The 15,558-nt window shown below is 65.3% G+C and carries 16 protein-coding genes; 6 read left to right on the forward strand and 10 right to left on the reverse strand.

The window, feature by feature from the left end; translation table 11 throughout:
• Positions 1-36 precede the first annotated feature (36 nt).
• Positions 37-657 (forward strand): LysE family translocator, encoded by a 621-nt coding sequence (locus tag LCM4577_RS34075; RefSeq protein ID WP_071074948.1) that lies wholly within the window; start codon positions 37-39, stop codon positions 655-657.
• A gap of 105 nt (positions 658-762) precedes the next feature.
• Here LCM4577_RS34075 and LCM4577_RS34080 read toward each other — a convergent pair whose 3' ends face one another.
• Complete coding sequence (locus LCM4577_RS34080) at positions 763-1,557, reverse strand: 1-acyl-sn-glycerol-3-phosphate acyltransferase (protein WP_071074950.1); 795 nt, start codon at positions 1,555-1,557, stop codon at positions 763-765.
• A 139-nt stretch (positions 1,558-1,696) separates the two neighbouring features.
• Positions 1,697-2,599 carry a LysR family transcriptional regulator gene (locus LCM4577_RS34085; protein WP_071074952.1) on the reverse strand — a complete coding sequence of 301 codons (903 nt, stop codon included), beginning with the start codon at positions 2,597-2,599 and terminating at the stop codon, positions 1,697-1,699.
• Positions 2,600-2,701: 102 nt separating this feature from the next.
• Between LCM4577_RS34085 and LCM4577_RS34090 the strand changes: the two genes are divergently transcribed.
• Complete coding sequence (locus LCM4577_RS34090; protein ID WP_071074954.1) at positions 2,702-3,322, forward strand: pyridoxamine 5'-phosphate oxidase family protein; 621 nt, start codon at positions 2,702-2,704, stop codon at positions 3,320-3,322.
• On the opposite strand, the gene LCM4577_RS34095 is transcribed toward LCM4577_RS34090, so the two are convergent.
• From LCM4577_RS34095 to ftsE, 3 genes are all read right to left on the reverse strand, one after another.
• Positions 3,319-4,047: a YdcF family protein gene (locus LCM4577_RS34095; protein ID WP_040989275.1), complete on the reverse strand. Its 729-nt coding sequence runs from the start codon at positions 4,045-4,047 to the stop codon at positions 3,319-3,321. The two genes, LCM4577_RS34090 and LCM4577_RS34095, sit on opposite strands and share 4 nt — an antisense overlap.
• A 149-nt stretch (positions 4,048-4,196) precedes the next feature.
• Positions 4,197-5,189, reverse strand: coding sequence for an ABC transporter permease (locus LCM4577_RS34100; protein WP_071074956.1), 993 nt, complete (start codon positions 5,187-5,189; stop codon positions 4,197-4,199).
• Positions 5,182-5,841, reverse strand: coding sequence for a cell division ATP-binding protein FtsE (gene ftsE, locus LCM4577_RS34105; RefSeq protein WP_027167480.1), 660 nt, complete (start codon positions 5,839-5,841; stop codon positions 5,182-5,184). The genes LCM4577_RS34100 and ftsE overlap by 8 nt, the downstream gene beginning before the upstream one ends.
• 280 nt (positions 5,842-6,121) lie before the next feature.
• Between ftsE and LCM4577_RS34110 the strand changes: the two genes are divergently transcribed.
• The 3 genes from LCM4577_RS34110 to LCM4577_RS34120 all read left to right on the forward strand — a co-directional run bounded on the left by LCM4577_RS34110 (position 6,122) and on the right by LCM4577_RS34120 (position 7,882).
• Entirely contained in the window at positions 6,122-6,763 is a 642-nt protein-coding gene (locus tag LCM4577_RS34110) for a hypothetical protein (RefSeq protein ID WP_040989273.1), read from the forward strand.
• A gap of 122 nt (positions 6,764-6,885) precedes the next feature.
• Entirely contained in the window at positions 6,886-7,428 is a 543-nt protein-coding gene (hpt, locus tag LCM4577_RS34115; RefSeq protein ID WP_071074958.1) for a hypoxanthine phosphoribosyltransferase, read from the forward strand.
• 82 nt (positions 7,429-7,510) lie between these two features.
• Complete coding sequence (locus LCM4577_RS34120; RefSeq protein WP_040989271.1) at positions 7,511-7,882, forward strand: response regulator; 372 nt, start codon at positions 7,511-7,513, stop codon at positions 7,880-7,882.
• Here the strand turns inward: LCM4577_RS34120 and LCM4577_RS34125 are convergent.
• A complete protein-coding gene (locus LCM4577_RS34125; RefSeq protein ID WP_071033626.1) occupies positions 7,865-8,818 on the reverse strand; it encodes a DMT family transporter in 954 nt (317 codons plus the stop codon). The genes LCM4577_RS34120 and LCM4577_RS34125 overlap by 18 nt on opposite strands.
• 212 nt (positions 8,819-9,030) lie before the next feature.
• On the opposite strand from LCM4577_RS34125, the gene LCM4577_RS34130 reads away from it, so the two are divergent.
• Positions 9,031-9,909: a LysR family transcriptional regulator gene (locus LCM4577_RS34130; RefSeq protein ID WP_071074974.1), complete on the forward strand. Its 879-nt coding sequence runs from the start codon at positions 9,031-9,033 to the stop codon at positions 9,907-9,909.
• A 264-nt stretch (positions 9,910-10,173) separates the two neighbouring features.
• Here the strand turns inward: LCM4577_RS34130 and LCM4577_RS34135 are convergent, their stop codons facing one another.
• From LCM4577_RS34135 to LCM4577_RS34150, 4 genes are all read right to left on the reverse strand, one after another.
• Positions 10,174-12,777 carry a TIGR02302 family protein gene (locus tag LCM4577_RS34135; RefSeq protein ID WP_071074960.1) on the reverse strand — a complete coding sequence of 868 codons (2,604 nt, stop codon included), beginning with the start codon at positions 12,775-12,777 and terminating at the stop codon, positions 10,174-10,176.
• A 114-nt stretch (positions 12,778-12,891) separates the two neighbouring features.
• Positions 12,892-13,833 carry a threonine/serine dehydratase gene (locus LCM4577_RS34140; RefSeq protein WP_071033622.1) on the reverse strand — a complete coding sequence of 314 codons (942 nt, stop codon included), beginning with the start codon at positions 13,831-13,833 and terminating at the stop codon, positions 12,892-12,894.
• Positions 13,834-13,865: 32 nt separating this feature from the next.
• Positions 13,866-15,134 carry a diaminopimelate decarboxylase gene (gene lysA, locus LCM4577_RS34145; protein ID WP_071033621.1) on the reverse strand — a complete coding sequence of 423 codons (1,269 nt, stop codon included), beginning with the start codon at positions 15,132-15,134 and terminating at the stop codon, positions 13,866-13,868.
• 54 nt (positions 15,135-15,188) lie between these two features.
• The gene (locus tag LCM4577_RS34150; RefSeq protein ID WP_040989264.1) at positions 15,189-15,395 is read right to left on the reverse strand and encodes a lipoprotein; all 207 of its coding nucleotides are present in this window, start codon (positions 15,393-15,395) and stop codon (positions 15,189-15,191) included.
• Positions 15,396-15,558 lie beyond the last annotated feature (163 nt).

Raw genomic sequence — 15,558 nt, forward strand, 5'->3', positions numbered from 1 at the left:
AGTCCTGTCGCATCGCGGCAAGCAGGAGGGTTCGGCATGGCCGGTGGCATCTTGAACGAGGCGCAGCCCTGGCAACAATTGCTGGCACTCATCGTGGCCGCAACCATCGTCATGGGCAGCCCGGGACCCGCGACCATCAGCGTCACCGCGGTCGGCGCGGCCTTCGGTCTGCGTCCTTCCCTGGGTTACACGTCTGGCGTGGTGCTCGGCACGATCGCCGTGCTTCTGGCGGTGGCGGCCGGGATTTTCGGCATACTGACATCGGTGCCGGGAGTGGCGCCGGTGCTGGCGATCGCCTCGGCGGCCTACATCCTTTATCTGGCTTTCCGGATCGCGACCGCGCCGCCCTTGACCGAGCGCGGGAGCACGGCGACGAAGCCTGATTTTCTCGGCGGTTTCATGCTCGCCGTCGCCAACCCGAAAGCCTATGTGGCGATCGCCGCTGTCTTCGCCGGCGCCGCGTCGCAGGCCGATGCGTTGGGCGTTTCCACCAGGCTGCTGGTGCTTGCCGCGATGATCGTCGCCATCCACGTCGTGTGGCTGCTTGCGGGAACCGCTTTCGCACGGTTCCTCCGCCATCCGCTGGCATCGCGGATCATCAACCTGTTATTTGCGGCGACGCTGGTGCTGGCTACTGCGCTGGCGGCGCTGCGGTAGAGCAATTCCAGGAAAAGTGTGAGCGGTTTTCCGTCTGGAATTGCGTAAAAACAAAGGGATAAGGCGTTTCGCCGTTTCTGTGAAACGGTGAAACGCCTTATCCGATCAGGTCTTTGCGGCCACGCCGAGTTCCGCCAGCCGCTTCAGCGCCGTCGGCGGCATGGGCGGCGGGTTCGGCGCCTGCGCCGCCTCGACGAGCATCTGATCGCAGGCAGCCTCGGTCTCGCCGATCAGCCGCTGCATGAATTCCTCCTTGCCGAGCCCTGGCGGGATCGGCGGCAGGAAGCGGGCCTTGATGGTGCCTGGATAGCGCAGGAACTTGCGGCGCGGCCAGTAGAGGCCGGCGACATGGGCGACCGGCACCACGGGGACGCCCAGTTGCGAATAGATCTCGACGATGCCGTATTTGTAGGATGGCTCGGCGCCCGGCGGGCGGCGCGTGCCTTCGGGATAGATAATGAGCTGGCGCGGGTTGCGATCCATCTCCTGCCTGGTCGCGACGACGACGGCCTTCAGCGCTTTCGAACGGCTGCCGCGGTCGACCGGGATCATGCGCATCTTCATGATGTACCAGCCGAAGAAAGGGATCCAGGTCAGCTCGCGTTTCAGGATGTAGAGCGCGTCGTCGAGATAGGGGAAGAAGGCGATCGCGTCCCAGAAGGACTGGTGCTTCGGCGCCAGGATGAAGGAGCCTTTGGGCAGGTTCTCGACGCCGGTGATCTCGCTCTTGGTCGCGGCGATCTTGTCATAGAGCCACATCGAGGTGCGCGACCAGAATTTCGGCACGAACCAGGCGCGATGGCGCGGCGACAGGAAATAGAAAGGCGTCCAGAAGATCATCTGGACGATCAGGCTGAGATAGAAAACGAGGTTGAACGCTAGCGAGCGGATGATGAGCATGCAAGGGGCCCGTGAGGAAGTGTGCGTTGGTTACACCAAGCGGCGGCAAAAAGGAAACGGCACGGTGCTCGAACGCTGGCCACTCTTGTTTTGTCGCAATTCCGGACGGAAAACCGCGATGCACTTTTCCTGGAATTGCTTACAATGACCGCGCCAGCCGCTCCTTCAGGCGCGGCGCTGCAAAATCGAGGAAGGCGCGCAGCTTCACCGGCAGCCGGCCCTGGCCGGCATGGACGAGGCTCACCGGCCAGGGCGGTGGCTCGAACGACTCCAGCACCACCCGCAGCGTGCCGGCGCGCACGGCGGCGTCCGCCTGGTAGGAGAGCACTTTTGTCAGGCCGAGGCCGGCAATCGCGGCATCGATCGCCGCTTCGGCGGTGTTGACCTGCAGGCGCGAGCGGACCGGGACCGTGGTTTCCGTCTTGCCAGAGCCAAAACTCCATGTCGCGGGAGCGGCGAGACCTTCGAAGGTGACGCCGTTGTGGCCCGCGAGATCCTGCGGTTTCTCCGGCGTGCCGTGCATGGCGAGATAGGCGGGGCTTGCGCAGACGAGGCGACGGATCGAGCCGACGCGGATTGCAACCATGGCCGAACCCTGCAGCTCGCCGATGCGCACCGCCAGATCGATATGCTCCTCGGCCAGCTGAGTGATCCGGTCGGACAAGGTCAGGCGGATATCCACTTGCGGATAGATGGCGAGAAAGGCGGTGATCACCGGCAGCACATGCAGGCGGCCGAAGACGACCGGCGCTGTGATGACCAGCTCGCCGGTCGGGCTCGAATATTCGCCGGCCGCGGTGCGTTCGGCTTCGCTCACCTCGTCGAGGATGCGGCGGCAGGCGGCAAGATAAGACTGGCCGGCATCGGTGAGCGTCAGGCGCCGCGTCGAGCGGTTGAGCAGGCGCGTCTTCAAATGCTTCTCCAGGTCGGTGAGCTTGCGGCTCACCGTCGCCAGCGGCACGCCGGCGCGCCTGGCTGCAGCGGAAAGGCTGCCGGCCTCCACCGTGGCGACGAACAGGGACATGGCGTCGAGGCGGTCCATTATTCTTCCGAAAACTGGAAAGATGGATTGCGAATATGCGCTCTACATCCGATTTTCGGAAGAGGCTAAATCACTTGCTATCCTGGTCCAAGGAGCGCCGGCATGAATGAATTCACCAGCGACGTCGCCTTCACGCCGACCGTCAAGGCCATCCAGTCCCGCAAGGGGTCGCGTGATTCCTACGCACGCGTCGAGCAGCGCGGCGGCTGGCGGGCAACGATCACGCCGGACCTCGCCGCCTTCATCGAGGCACAGACAAGCGTGTTTCTGGCGACGGCGAACGCCCAGGGACAGCCTTACATCCAGCATCGCGGCGGGCCGGCCGGCTTCCTCAAGGTGCTGGACGAGCACGTGATCGGCTTCGCGGACTTTTCCGGGAACCGGCAGTTCATCACCCAGGGCAACCTCGAGGACAACGACCAGGCCTTCCTGTTCCTGATCGACTACATGCTCAGGCAGCGGATCAAGATCTGGGGCAGGGCTCGGGTCGTCGAAAATGACCCGGAACTGACGGCGAAGCTGATGCCGGCGGACTACAAGGCACGGCCGGAGCAGGCGATCCTGTTCACGGTCACGGCCTGGGATGCCAATTGCCCGCAGCACATCCCGCAGCGCTTCGAGGCGGCGGATGTCGCGGCGGCACTGGCCGAGCGCGACCGGCGCATCGCCGGCCTGGAGCAGGAGATTGCCCGCCTGCGCGATGGTGCGGCGGCTGAGCTTTAGTTCTTCACCACGGTCGATGCTTCCGCCAGCGTGACGCCCTCGGGCGTCGTGCGAAGCGGCAGGACGCCGCGCGCCAGCGACAGCACATATTTGCTGTATTCGGTCAGCAGCACGCGCAGCGCTTCCGGCTTGGTCAGCCAGCCACCATTGCCGAGATTGGTGTTGACCACCGGATAGGGCTCGAGCCGCGCGCCATGCAGCAGCCGGCCCATCTCGAGCAGGCTGCGCGGCATGTGGTAATTGTTGGTGACGATGATGATGCTGCCATAGGCGTGGTTCTCCACCCATTTGGCGCTTTCCTCGGCATTGCCGATGGTATCGAGCGCGGCGCGGTCGATGTCGACGCAGCAGGAGAAGAGCTGCTTGTCGCCGCCCATCGCCGCCTGCAGCTGGCGCCTTGTGGCCGAGGGATGGACGCCGCTGATCAGCAGTCGCTCACCCTTGCCGGAGGCCAGCAGATCCATCGCCGCATCGAGCCGCGACTGCCCGCCGGTGAGCACGATGATGGCATCGGCCCTGGCCGGATTGGTCGGCGTCGTCATGTGGCTGACCTTGTCGGCGAACCAGCCGAAGCCGCCTGCAAAAAGCACCAGCGCGGCGAGAACCGCGAAACCGCAGACGCGCAAGGCGAGCCGCAAACGACCAAGCCCGGCGGGGGCAGCGCTGCGCACACGCATCGCCGGCATCCGTCCAACCGTATCGATCGAATCCCGCGCTTCCATCATCCCCAGGTTAATCCTGAAAGCATCGCATGGTTAACTCCGAAATGCGGCGTTTGATGGGTAAGACGCGCACATTGCGTTACGGCAGGTGTCCCGTGTGTGATCGTTGTCTTATATAGCGCTTGCGCCGGCTTTCGGATTGAGCTCATGGATCAGCCCGCATCCGGTTGGCGAACGTCGATGTCGCTGAGATAGGCGACGACGGTGGCGTGCGAGGTCGCCGCGGTCAGCGCGCCGATCACCAGCACCATCAGGCCGACGCCGAAATAGCCGGCGGAGCCGATGGCGAAATTGCCGAACAAAGCGGTCGCCTGGTCGGCCTGGGGCGTGGCCATGTTGCGCGACGACCACCAGGAAAACACGATGAAGACGAGGATCGCGAGCGCACCGCCGGCGGCCGCGCCCTTCATGCCGGTGACCAGGAAATGCCAGCGGAACTCGCGCGCGATGAAGCGCGCCTCGGCACCGACGAAATGCAGCACCTCGATGATATGGCCGTTGCCGGCCATGGCACCGCGCGTGGCGAACACGACCGTCAGCACGGTCGCCGAGAGCATCAGCACCAAGACGGCGATGCCGATCGTCACCGTCGTGCGCGCCATGGCGACAAGGCGATCGACCCAGGTGCGGTGGTCGTCGAGCGCCGCGGTCGGGATCTTGGGCGCGATGGCGGCGCGCATGGCGGCGAAGTCCGGCGGGCTGGCCTCGTCGATGGTGACGATGATGAGGCGCGGCACCGGCAGCTCGTCGATGTTGAGGCCGCTGCCCAGCCATGGTTCCAGAAGGCGCGCCGTCGCGTCGCGGTCGATGATCTTGGTGCCCTTCACGCCGGGGAACTCGCTGGCGATCTGCGAGGCCTGCGCAAGGGCCGCCTCCATGTCGAGACCATCGGCCGGCTTGATCTGGATCGTCGCCTCGCGCGAGATCTGGTTCTCCCAGACCGATGCGGTATCGCGCACCAGGGTCACCGCGCCAAAGGTGAGGCAGGACAGGAAGGTCATGATGGCGATGACCAGCACCAGCGCCCGGCCGGCGATGTTCTGCGCCGGCACGATCGGCGCCGTCTTGCGCTGGACACGCCGGATCGTCGCCGGCGCCTCGGCGTCGGCTTCATCGTGCAGCTGATCGGCTGGAAGGTCAGTCATAGACGTCCAACCTTCCGCCAGCCAGAATCATGCGGCGCGCATCGACCTGCTCCATCAGGCCAAGGTCGTGGGTGGCGATCACCACGGCGGTGCCCAGCCGGTTCAATTCGATGAACAGCCTGAGCAGCCGGCGCGCCAGCGGCGGGTCGACATTGCCGGTCGGCTCGTCGGCCAGAAGGATCTCCGGCTGCTCTATCAGCGCGCGGGCGATCGCGGCGCGCTGCTTCTCGCCCCCGGACAGCACCGGCGGCAGCACATGCATGCGGTCGCCGAGGCCGACCCATTTCAGAAGCTCGGTCACGTCGGTGCGGTAGCTCGCTTCCTCGCGCCCGCGCACGCGCAAGGGCAGCGCCACATTCTCGTACGTCGTCATGTGGTCGAGCAGACGGAAATCCTGGAACACCACGCCGATGCGGCGGCGCAGCAACGGCAGTTCGCCGCGCGAGATGCGCGAGCGGTCCTTGCCGAAGATGGTGATCAGGCCGCGCGTCGGCTTCAGCGACATGAACAAAAGGCGCAGCAAGGTCGTCTTGCCGGCGCCCGAAGGGCCGCTCAGGAACTGAAAGGAGCGCTCCGGAATGTGCAGGGAAATGTCGCGGAGGATCTCCGGACCCATGCCATAGCGGAGGCCGACATTTTCGAAGCGGATCACGTTCGGCGACCTGAAACTCTCGGCGGCGACGCGCCACAATCTACTCTAGAGCGTTCCACCGTTTCACGGAAACGGCGAACCGCTCTATCTTTCGTTTGACGCAATTCCGGACGGAAAACCGTTTCACACTTTTCCTGGAATTGCTCTAACAGACCATCGGCCGGCATGGTTAACCGGCGGTTAATTTTGTGACATTCAGCGTGCATCAAAGCCATTCCGGTGGGGAAGCGTTAACCAATTCCGTTTACGCAAAAGAAACGAAGATTGCACTGGTGCCGTAATGGCTGACGAGAGAACCGCGCGCCCTGTTTCCGGCGAAATCATGACCGGTTCGGCGACAAAGGCCGCGCCGGAGCGCGTCATGTCCGGCGCGACCGACATCGTCGATGCCGACTATGTAGTGCTGCCGCGTTTTGTCGCGCACCCTGAATCGTCGACAGCGCCCGCGCCGCCGCAGGTTCCTTCCTCGCCATCGATCGAAGGCATGGGCATGCTGCGCAAGCCGGAGGCCGCGCCGTCGGGCTCCTCGCGAGGCGGCCCGCTGTTCTGGGTCGCCGGCGTCGGCATAGCGCTCGCCTCCTTCTGGGTGTCGGGTGGTCATGCGCTGGTCCGGCAAAGCCCCTTTTGGACGACCCCCGCGCCGGCGAGCGCGCTCACCATTTCCGGCGTGACGTCGCGCATCGACGCGTCGGGCTTGAAGCCGGTGCTGTTCGTGGATGGCGAGGCGGCGAATGACGGGATGAAGTCGGAAACGCTGCCGCCGCTCGAGATCCGCGTCACCGACAACAACGCCAATATCATCCGCTACAGGCTGGGGACATCCAACCGTTCCCTGGGGCCCGGCGAAAGATTCGGCTTTTCCAGCCGCCTCGATGTGCCTAAAGACGGTGTGAAGACCGTCTCCGTAATCTTCGCCGGCTAGACGGGTCGATATTCAGGCGAGGCCGGCCTGCAAATAGCGGTTTCCCGCGCTTCCGGTGCTCACGTACCGAAACGTACGCTCCGCTCCTGTCGACGTCGCTGCCGATTTTGAAGGACAAAAGAATGCCAGTTGTGCGTGGCAAGGACATCGAGGTCCTGTTTTCGGCGTCGGCGATCGCGCGCCGCAATCTCGAGCTCGCCAAGGAAATCGCCGGGCGCGACTACCACGACCTGCTGGTGATCTCGATCCTCAAGGGCTCGTTCGTCTTCGCCGCCGATCTCATCCGCGCCATGCATGATGTCGGCCTGTCGCCGGAAGTCGAGTTCATCTTCATTTCAAGCTATGGCGCCGGCACCACGAGCGGCGAGGTCAGGGTGCTGCGCGACATCGACAACGAGGTCGCCGGCCGCGACGTGCTGTTGATCGACGACATACTGGAATCCGGCAAGACGCTTTCCTTCACCCGCGATCTGATGCTTTCGCGCGGCGCCAGGAGCTGCGCCATCGCGGTGCTGCTCGACAAGCGGATGCGCCGCCAGAGCGCGCTCAACGCCGATTATGTCGGCTTCGACTGTCCGGACTATTTCGTCGTCGGCTACGGCATGGATGTCGCCCACGCGTTCCGCGAGCTGCCGTTTGTCGGCGTGGTGAAGGGCGACGCCTGAAAGGACGCCAGCGTCCTTCCAAAAGCTGCCGATCGTTAGAATTTTCAGAAAACATCAACGTTTCGGCGGCATCTATCTCGGCATGGCAAAGCTTCTGATCGTCGAGGACGATGAGTCCGTCCGCACCCTCGCTGCCCGCGCGCTCGAGCGCGACGGCCATAATGTCACCGTCGCCACCGACGGCGCGCAGGGGTTGGACATGATCCGGCAGGCCCGCGGCGGCTACGACCTTGTGGTGTCCGACATCCGCATGCCGGAAATGGACGGCATCGAGATGGCGACAGCCGCCGCGAGAGAGTTCCCGGTGATGAGAATCATGCTGATGACCGGCTATGCCGACCAGCGTGAGCGCGCCGAGGAGCTCAACGGCATCATCCTCGACGTCGTGCAGAAGCCATTCACGCTGGCCGAGATCCGCACCCGCGTCGGCAAGGCATTAAGCTGCTTCGCTTGAGACCGCGCCGGTTGCCGGCGCGGCATTTCGCCGACGCCCGCCGCTGAGCGCAAGCAGGCCGGCGCCGATGATCAGCGCCGCGCCCAGCACGGTGGTTTCACGCGGCACTTCGGCGAAGAACAGGAAACCCCACAGCGGCGACCACAGGATGCCGGTGTATTCGAAGGTGGCGACGCGGTTGGCCGGCGCCATCCGGTAGGCCTGCGACAACAGGATCATGCCGGCGGACGCAACGAGGCCGCAGGCGGCCATCTTGAGGAAGTCCGGCATTGTCGGCCAAACCCACGGCCGCACCAGGAATTCGACGCTCGGATGCGCCGCATGGGTGATGCCGGCGAGATGAAAGACGGTCGCGACGGCAATTGCGCCGCTGAGATAGGCGCCGTTCTGGTAGAAGGCCATCACGGTCGACGATTCGGTGTCGCCGATGCGGCGCGCCATCAGTTGCGAAAAGCCGTAAAGGAAGGCCGAGCCCAGCGACAACAGCGCCGCCCAGTCGAACACGCCGGCGCCGGGGCGCACCATCACCAGCACGCCGACCAGGCCGATCAGCACCGTCGCCAGCGTTTTCCACGAGACGCGTTCGCCAAGGTAAGGTCCGGCCATCGCCATGATGAACAGCGGCGCCATGAAATAGAGCGCCACCGCATCGGCCAGCGGCAAGGCGGCGATCGCCAGATAGTAGACCGTGTAGGACGAGAACTGGATGAAGGCGCGCAGCGTCAGCATGCCGAAGCGCTTCGACAGCACCGCCTTCAGGCCGACATCGGCCTGGACGATGGCGATCAGGATCGGCAACGCGACGATGGCCCGGATCGCCATCACCTCGGTCACCGGATAGCCGCCCGACACCGCCTTCACCAGCGGATCCTGCAGCGAAAAAACCAGCACGCCGAGGCAGAGGCTCAGAATGCCAAGCACCGTCCGGTTCTGCATCGGTGTCGGCCCCCCGCGAGCCGCATTTTATCAGCAAAAAGAACCCGCTACCGTTTTCAGGCAGCGGGTACGAGTGAGGACTCTTCGATTGGTCCGCGGCCGATTTCGCGGTCGCATATCCAATGGGTGACGCGACTATCCTGCGGCATTTGACATCTTGCAAACGAATTGGAATGATGCCTGCAATCAAATTTGCTTATGGCGGAAAATCGATGAAGCCCGTGCTCGACAGCGACCTCCTGCGCACCTTCGTGGCGGTGGCCGAGACCGGCAATTTCACACGTGCGGCGGAGAAAGCCGGGCGCACGCAATCGGCCGTGTCCATGCAGATGAAGAAGCTCGAGGACATGGTCGGCGACGATCTGTTCGAACGCGGCTCGCGCGGCGTGGCGCTGACACGCCGTGGCGGCGAGCTCATCGTCAACGCGCGCCGGATCGTCTCGCTGCTCGACGAAACGGCGGCCTCGCTGGTGGCGCCGCCGCTCGGCGGGCTGGTGCGCATCGGCATCCCGGCCGAATATGGACGTTCGATCTTGTCGCGGGCGCTGGGCGAATTCGCCAAGCGGCATCCGCGCGTCGAGGTCACGGTGCGCTACGCGCACTCGGATTCGCAGGTGCGGGCGCTCGCGGCCGGCGAGCTCGACCTCGCCGTGGTGTTCGAATGGGAGGGCTCTTCCGGCGGCGAGGTGCTGATGCACGACCCGACGGTCTGGGTTACATCGACGCTGCACCACATGCATGAGGAGCGGCCGGTGCCGATCGCGCTTTACAGCCGCAACGGCTGGTGCCGCGACTTCGCCATCAAGTCGCTGCAGCAGCGCGGCCTCGACTACCGCGTGGCCTACACCAGCGACACCAATGGCGGCCTGACGCTCGCGGTCACTTCCGGCCTTGCCATCGCGCCGATCTCGCGCAGCAACATCCCGGAAGATTGCCGCGAGCTGACGGCCGCCGACGGCTTCGGCGACATCGATTCCTCCAACGTCGTGCTGCACCGCAATCCGCAGGCGACCGGCGATGCGATCGACGGCATGGAGAACGCGATCCGCGAGGCGTTCATGTTGACAAGGCAGGTCGCGCCTGCGGCATAGATACCGGCGCACAGCGATCCTTCGCGCCCCCCTCTGTCCTGCCGGACATCTCCCCCACAAGGGGGGAGATTGCCAGTTCCCGCGACCGCGCTTTTCCTGCGGTATTGGTGATCGCGGCGTTGGCGATTGGCGAAAGCGGTGACGACATCCGATCTCCCCCCAAGTGGGGGAGATGTCCGGCAGGACAGAGAGGGGCGCTGTCCCGCCAGCATCTCAAAAGTGGGCAAGGGCCTCACATCCAGTCTAACAGCTGTGAGGCAGAAGCTACTTCAGCTCCAGCAGCCGTTCGAGATAGCTGCGCTCGATGTCGGGGCTGAGCGCGTTGCCGAGCCGCTTGCGGATCGCGTCGAGGATCTGGCGGGCGCGCTGCACGTCAATCTCGTCGGGGACCTTGACCGAGGTGCCGTCATCAGGGCCGTTGGTCGCGCGCGGCCGTCCCAGCGGATCGCGGTCGGCATTCTGCTCGCGGCCACCCTGCTCGCCGCCGCCCTGGTCGCCCTGCATGGCCTGCATCTGCTTCATCATGTCCTTGGCGCCGCGGCGCAGCGCTTCCAGCGCGCGGCCCTGGTGGCCGACGGCCTGGTCGCCATCGCCCTGGCCAAGCGATTGCTCGGCGTCGCCCATCGACTTGCCGGCCTCGCCGAAGCCTTCATTGGGCTGCATGCCCATGCCTTCGAGGCCCTTCTTCAATTGATCGAGCTCGCTTTGCAGCTGGCCCTGGCCTTCCTGCAGTTGCTTCAGCGCATCGGCGAGGTCCTTCGGCGACATTTTCGGCCGTCCCAGCGGATCGCGGTCTTGGCCGGGACCTGGCCGTTGCTCGTCCTGGCCCTGCTGCTGTTGCTCGCCATCCTCGCCGAATTGTTGTTCGCCATTGTCGCGCGAGCCACGCTGCATCTGGTCGAGGCGGAAGGTGTCGTTCATCATTTCCTGCTGGCGGCRCATGATATCGCCGAGCTTGTCCATCTGCTGGCGCAGCTCGCTATCCTGCTCGCCGCCCGGCTGCTGGCGGCCGGCCTGCAGGTTGTTCATCATGTCCTGCAGCTCGGAGAGAAGCTGCTGCGCCTTGTCGCGATCGCCCGATTTGGCCAGATTCTCGATCTGATCCATCATGCGGTCGATATCGCTCTGGCGCAGCTCGCGGCCGTTCTGCTGCATCTGCGGCGCGTTCGGGTTCTGCTGCGCGCGCTGGGCGAATTCCTGCAGGAACTGGTTCATCGCCTCGCGCAGTTCCTTCATCGCCTTTTCGATCTCCTGATCGCTGGCGCCGTTCTTGATGGCGTCCTGCAACGCCTGCTGCGCCTGGCGCAACCGGCGCTCGGCGGCCGACAGATTGCCTTCCTCGATGCCGAGCGCGATCTCCCAGAGATAGGAGACGACGTTGCGCAACTGGTCGTCGCTCTCGGAGAGCTTCAGCCGGCTCCGCGCGCTCATGATGGCGAGATAGTTCGACATGTTGTCGAACGTGTCCTCGGGCCGCAGCGTGATCGCATCCATCAGGTCGAGGACGCGCGGCTTGGCATTGGTGTCGAGCGCCAGCAACCGGCGCTGTTCGATCACCGCGCGGGCCAGCGGGTTGGCGAAGGGCCGCTCGGGCATGACAAGCGTCTTGGTGTCGCTGGTCGCGGTGTGGCCGGCATCGTCGGTGACGCTCAGCGTCAGCTTGATGTTGCCGCCGGCCCAGACATGCTCGGTCAGGTCCTTGGTCGTCTTGGCCGCGCTCGCCTTGCCGCCGCGCCGCGGCAGGGTCAGCGGCATGTCGGGCGCGCCATAAAGCGGATGCGCATTCGCGGCCGGCGGGTCGGACAGTTCGAAAACGGCCTTGGCGGAGGCCGCGCCGTAATCGTCGTCGATCTGGTAGTTGAGCTCCATGGCGCCGTTGACGGCGCGCTTCGGCTCGCCGACGAAGCGGATCGTCGGCGGCTTGTCGGGGATGACCGCAAAGGCCCAGTGGCCGAGATCGCTATCGCCGGATTTCAGCGTCAGCGTGCCGTTGGTGTTCAGCTTGCCGGAGAACTGGCGGACGTTTGGCGCCGTCTGGCTGGCGGCAGCGGGCGCGGTCCCCTTGGGTGCTCCGGGGGGCGCCGCGGGCTCGATGGCGCGGTCATTGCCGCCTTGATCGGCATAGCTCAGCGTTTCCTCGCCCGAGCCCCCGGTGACGCGCAGCGAAACGTCGCTGCCTTGCGGAACGGAAAAGGTCTGGACGGCCTGGTTGGCATCGGCCGTCAGGAACAGCGGCGCCTTGCCGGTATAGGCGGGCGGCGTCACCCAGGCGTCGATGCGCGGCGGCACGGCATCGTGCACCGCGCGGGCGACAAAAGCGTCGCCGACCCTGCCGCCGAATGGGCCGAAGGAGAAGGCCAGGGCGGTGACGAACAGCAGCCCGGCCACGGCGCGCAGGCCCCAGCGGTCATAGTCCGGCACGCCGGTGCGCGGCCGGTCGGCGCCGAGGCTCGAAAGCCGCTCGGCCATGCGCTTCTGGTGCTCGCGCCACAGCGCCTGCGAAAAGATGCTGTCGGCGCCGCTCGGCCGGTCGGTCTGCACCTGCACCGGGCTGTGCAGCAATTCGTTCGCCGCCTCGATGCGGCGGTCGATCTCGGCGGCCGAGGGCAAGCGGAAGAAGCGCAGCGGATAGAGCGCCGCGACCGCCGCCAGCGCGAACAGGATCAGAAGGCCGATGCGCGCCGCATCCGGCAAGCGCGGGAACAGGCCGAACCATGAAAAGCTGAGGAACAGGCTGGCGACGACCAGCAGCGGCAGCACGAGCGGCCAGGCGCGCTCGAAGAGTATCGAGGCCCGTGTCGCCAACCGGCTGAGCGCCAGGCGCCCGGCCAAGCCGCGTTCGCCGCTGGAAATGGGTCGTTCGGTCATCGGCCCTTCCTGCCCGGGCACGATAGCCCGGACGTCATCGCCAGAAGGATACCAACAAACACGGCAAAGGCGAGGCGGGTTCCAAAAACGTGAAGCGGTTTGGCCGGGTTATGATCAGAAATTGGCGGGATTCGTGTTGGAACCGCAGACCAGGACGGCCACGCGCTCGGTTTCCGCCGGCACATAGCGCCCGGAAAGCATGGCGGCGAAGGCGGCGGCGCCGCCCGGCTCGGCGATGATTCGCACGCGGTCCCACAACGCCCTCTGCGCCGCGACGATGTCGTCGTCGCTGACCAGGATCGAACGTTCGACGAAGGCCTCGGCGATCGGGAACATTATTTCGCCGACGCGCTTCGGCGCCAGCGAATCGGCGGCGATGCCTTCGGCCGGCGCATCGACCGGCTTTCCGGCCTCCAAGGCGCGGTAGAGCGTCGGCGCGCCCTCGGGCTCGATGGCGATGATGCGGATACGCCCCGAGAACCAGGCGGCGATGCCGCCGATCAGGCCGCCGCCGCCGACGGCGACCAGCAGCGTGTCGATTTCGGGCAGGTCGGCCTCGATCTCCAGGCCGAGCGTGCCCTGGCCGAGCAGCGTTTCCTCCTGGTTGAAGGCGTGCACCTGCAGGGCGCCGGTTCTGGCGGCGAATTCCTCGCTGGCGGCCAGCGCCTCGGCATAGCGGGCGCCGCCGACCACCAGCTCGGCGCCGTAGCCGCGGATGCGCGCGAGCTTCGCCGGCGGGCTGACCTCGGGCACGAAGATGCTGGCCTTGTGCCCGAGCTTCATGGCGGCGTAGGCGACGGCCGCGCCATGATTGCCGCCGGACGCTGCGACCACGCCGGCCTCCGGCACCTGGCGTTCGAGCAGGTTGGTGAAGGCGCCGCGCGCCTTGAAGGAGCCGGAATGCTGCAGGCATTCGAGCTTCAGGTCGACCGGAAAGGCCGGCCGGCCGAAATCCGCCATGTCGACGCGCATGACGGGCGTGTGGCGCACATAGGGACGGATGCGCGGTTCGACAGCGGCGATGCGCTCGCGCGTGATCGTCTTTTTTTCCAGCATGGCTTGCTCCTTAAAGCGTCGTCGCCACTCGGTTACTTCAGCCAGTCGGGGATAGAATCCAGTCCGATCAGGTCCTCGTAGGTCTGGCGCGGCCGCACGACATGGAAGCGGTCGCCGTCGACCAGAACCTCCGGCACCAGAAGCCGGGTGTTGTATGTGCCGGCCTGCACCGCACCATAGGCGCCGGCGGTGGAAACGGCGATCAGGTCGCCGGCCTTCAGCCTCGGCAGGTCGCGATCGAGGCCGATGAAGTCGCCCGTCTCGCAGACCGGGCCGACGACGTCGGCCTTCATGCGCGCCGTCGAGGCGTGCGGCTGCACCACCGGCCGGATGTCGTGGAAGGCGTCATAGAGCGTCGGCCGGATCAGGTCGTTCATGGCGGCGTCGACGATAAGGAAGTTCTTGGCGTCGCCTTCCTTCACATAGATCACCTCAGACACCAGGATGCCGGCATTGCCGACGATCAGGCGGCCGGGCTCGAACATCACCTTGAGACCGAGCCTGGTGACGTGCTTCCTGACGATCTCGGCATAGGCGTCGGGCAATGGCGGCGGGCTGTTGTCGACACGGTAGGGAATGCCGAGGCCGCCGCCGAGATCGACATGCTCGATCGAATGTCCGTCGGCGCGCAGCGCGCCGACCAACTCGGCGAGCAGCGCGAAGGCGTCGTCGAAGGGCTGCAATTCGGTGATCTGGCTGCCGATATGGGTGTCGATGCCGGTCACCTTGATGCCCGGCAATTCAGCCGCGCGGGCATAGACCTGCCGGGCGCGCTGCCATGGGATGCCGAACTTGTTCTCGGCCTTGCCGGTCGAGATCTTCTTGTGCGTTCTGGCATCGACATCCGGATTGATGCGCAGCGAGATCGGCGCCACCTTGCCGAGCGCCACGGCGCGCGCCGACAAAAGCTCGAGCTCAGGCTCGGATTCGACGTTGAAGCAGAGGATGCCGGCCGAGAGCGCGAAATCCATCTCGCGCGCGGTCTTGCCGACGCCGGAAAACAGGATCTTGCTGGCCGGTATGCCGGCGGCCAAAGCGCGGCGCATTTCGCCTTCCGAGACCACGTCGGCGCCCGCGCCCTGCTTGGCCAGCGTCCTCAGAACGGCCTGGTTGGAGTTCGCCTTCATGGCGTAACAGACCAGCGCGTCGAGGCCGGCGAAGGCCTCCCTGAAGACGCGGAAATGGCGGGTCAGCGTCGCCGTCGAATAGCAATAGAAGGGCGTGCCGACCGCGGCAGCGATATCAGGGATCGCGACGTCCTCGGCATGGAGCACGCCGTCGCGGTAATCGAAATGGTTCACGAGGTTCGGTTCCGGAAGTTGGAGCGGTATGAGATCGGGTCGATCTCATCGGCTCTAGAGCAGGGGATCGAGGATGAATTTCCTGTCCTTGACCGGTTTTTCCGGCTCGGGCGGCACCGGCTGCTTGGCTTTTTCCGCATCCTTGCGTGCCTGCACCGCCGCCTCATAAGGCGTGTCGAGGCCGGTCTTCCTGCCGCAGGCGGTAACGGTGACAACCGCCGCCAGCAACGCCAGCGTCACCAAAATCCTGCTACGGGTCATCGATCCATCCGTTCGAAACTGATTGTTGTGCTGCCGCTTTTAGCCGAGTTTTCAGCGCTTTGCATCCCGGCAATTGTTTTGATGCATGTCGTTGTCCCGGAACCGCTGCACACTTCCGGGCGACATGCATTTGTTTTGATGCATGTCGTTGCCCCGGAACCGC

Source organism: Mesorhizobium sp. LCM 4577, assembly GCF_001854795.2.
Taxonomy (GTDB): Bacteria; Pseudomonadota; Alphaproteobacteria; order Rhizobiales; family Rhizobiaceae; genus Mesorhizobium; species Mesorhizobium plurifarium.